The sequence below is a fragment of the Streptococcus agalactiae ATCC 13813 genome, from assembly GCF_000186445.1.
Classification (GTDB): Bacteria; Bacillota; Bacilli; order Lactobacillales; family Streptococcaceae; genus Streptococcus; species Streptococcus agalactiae.
The window spans coordinates 1585293-1587707 of the sequence record NZ_GL636070.1 but is presented as its reverse complement, the minus strand read 5'-3'; the positions used below and the strand labels follow the sequence as shown (position 1 = coordinate 1587707).

3 protein-coding genes are annotated in these 2415 nt (G+C 37.0%); 1 reads left to right on the top strand and 2 read right to left on the bottom strand.

Annotation, left to right across the window (positions count from 1 at the left end):
* Positions 1-38: 38 nt before the first annotated feature.
* Positions 39-749, bottom strand: coding sequence for an alpha/beta hydrolase (locus tag HMPREF9171_RS105850; protein WP_001022577.1), 711 nt, complete (start codon positions 747-749; stop codon positions 39-41).
* On the bottom strand, positions 746-1381 hold the full coding sequence (locus HMPREF9171_RS105855; RefSeq protein WP_000708399.1) for an MBL fold metallo-hydrolase: 636 nt from the start codon (positions 1379-1381) through the stop codon (positions 746-748). Before HMPREF9171_RS105855 ends, HMPREF9171_RS105850 begins: the two co-directional genes overlap by 4 nt.
* Before the next feature lie 230 nt (positions 1382-1611).
* On the opposite strand from HMPREF9171_RS105855, the gene HMPREF9171_RS105860 reads away from it, so the two are divergent.
* Entirely contained in the window at positions 1612-2376 is a 765-nt protein-coding gene (locus HMPREF9171_RS105860) for a (S)-acetoin forming diacetyl reductase (protein WP_000048143.1), read from the top strand.
* Positions 2377-2415: the final 39 nt, after the last annotated feature.

Here is a 2415-nt window from a genome sequence, read left to right as displayed (position 1 = left end):
ATCTTTTTCATCTCTTTTTATTAATTGTAGATATCATGCTAGTGGATAAAATTTGAAATAAACGTAGCCAATTGTTTTTCAGATGATTTGTGAGAAAGGGTAGCTTTACCATCCCCTTTTTGATGTCCGTAGTTACCAAATCGGCTATGGTTTCCCCCGACAATAGTTCGAAAAGTACTTGAATTTGGGAGGCGTTTTTTAGCTTCCTCATATTTTTCCCAGTTTAAAATATGATCGTTACTTGCTGTAATGGAGAGTACTCTTAACTTTTTATGAGATAGGTCGGATTTACTTGAAGGGTAGGAAGCTAATAATATGAGCCCTCTAACAGGGGCTACTTTGGCATTTTGGCTAGCAACAACTCCTCCTAAAGAATGTCCAGCAAGGTAAACATTAGTTAAGTGGTTCTGATTAATAATTGTTTTAGCTTTATAAGGTGATAAAACTGGCAAATTTAAAGGTGTCTTCAAAATATAGGTATTATACCCTTTATCAGCTAAATCTCTAGCAAGTTGAGAATAAGCTTCTTCTTCCACAAGAGCCCCTTGATAGAAAATAATATTTGCTTTTACCTTACCCTTGCTTCTAAAAAGAAGGTAGTTCTTATGGTTTGTAGCGGTTTTAGCAATTCTCCTAGCTAATGGGGAGGCTTGGTAAGTATTGAAGTAAATGGTCATCCCGACGGCCATTAAAATAGCAAGGATACTTGTTGTTAACCAAAGAAAAATAGAGTGACGTTTTATGTTCATTGGAAGAAAGGATTAAAGTTTTTTTCGTGGCCAATAGTTGTATTCATGCCATGGCCTGGGTGAACACTATAATGACTAGGTAAGGTGAATAGTTCTTGGCGAATACCAGTAATGAGGTCCTCAAAGTTACTGGTAGGTAAGTCAGTACGACCGATAGTTTCACGAAATAGAGCATCGCCAGTAACGACTAATTCATCTGAGTGGAAAACAAATGAGACTCCTCCCCAAGAATGACCAGGTGTTGGTAAAACTGTGAATTCAAAACCATTTAGTTGATAGGGTTGCTTTAATTTAAAAAAGTTCTCTGCCGGTCTTGCTATAACATTAATGATATCATCATGACGGCCTAACCCAGATAAATTATCATCTGGGGAAGATAGCCAAGCGGCTTCTTTTTCTGAAACATAAACAGGTGGATTATCAAAAGTATCTCTGACCAAATCTAAACTAAAAATATGATCATAGTGAGTATGAGTTAAGAGGATAGCCACTAAAGGTTTTTCAAAGGATTTAATTTTAGCAATGATTTCTTTGCCATTGCTCCCTGGATCAATGAGGATAACAGCTTGATCATTAACGAGGTAATAAGTATTTTCACCAGCAATGTGGTTTATTGTTTTATAGATTTTCATAATGATAGTGTACCAAAAAATCAAGACTTTGTTAAAAAAAGAGTGGCGGAAAATAAATGGCAACTAGTTTCAGAAAATATGGGATCTCACAGCAATTTCTTGACACCGTTTTCATAAAGGTGTATCATAAAAGTAATCAATAAGCCAAGCCTAAAGCTGAACTTAGTTTAAGAACACTGACTTTTTGAGAGCAACCTAATTGGTTGACTAAAGAATATGAGGTGGAAGATATGTCAAAAGTTGCTATTGTTACTGGTGCTGGTCAAGGAATTGGATTTGCTATTGCGAAACGTCTTCATGCAGACGGCTTTAAAATAGGCGTTTTAGACTATAATGAAGAGACTGCTCAGGCTGCGGTTGATAAACTATCACCTGAGGATGCTGTTGCAGTTGTAGCAGATGTTTCAAAACGTGATCAAGTCTTTGATGCTTTCCAAAAAGTTGTAGATACTTTTGGTGATTTGAATGTTGTTGTTAACAATGCAGGTATTGCCCCAACAACCCCTCTTGACACTATTACTGAAGAGCAGTTTGAAAAGGCTTTTGCAATCAATGTCGGAGGAACTATTTGGGGAAGTCAAGCAGCTCAAAAACATTTTAGAGAATTAGGTCATGGCGGAAAAATTATAAATGCAACTTCACAAGCAGGATGTGAAGGGAATCCTAATTTGACTGTTTATGGTGGTACAAAATTTGCAGTTCGTGGTATTACACAGACTTTGGCAAAGGATTTGGCATCAGAAGGAATCACAGTCAATGCCTACGCACCAGGTATTGTTAAAACACCTATGATGTTTGATATTGCCCATGAAGTTGGTAAGAATGCAGGCAAAGATGATGAATGGGGTATGGAGCAGTTTGCAAAAGATATCACTTTGAAACGCTTGTCTGAACCAGAAGATGTTGCTAATGCAGTAGGCTTCTTAGCGGGAGATGATTCAAATTATATCACTGGACAAACAATAGTTGTCGATGGTGGTATGGTATTCCATTAAAAATGATTAATGCTAACACTGTGAGTGAAACTCACAGTG

Excerpts from the sequence above, each read along its gene's own strand:
- HMPREF9171_RS105850 (WP_001022577.1), bottom strand. The coding sequence starts at position 749 with ATGAACATAAAACGTCACTCTATTTTTCTTTGGTTAACAACAAGTATC.
- HMPREF9171_RS105855 (WP_000708399.1), bottom strand. The coding sequence starts at position 1,381 with ATGAAAATCTATAAAACAATAAACCACATTGCTGGTGAAAATACTTAT.
- HMPREF9171_RS105860 (WP_000048143.1), top strand. The coding sequence starts at position 1,612 with ATGTCAAAAGTTGCTATTGTTACTGGTGCTGGTCAAGGAATTGGATTT.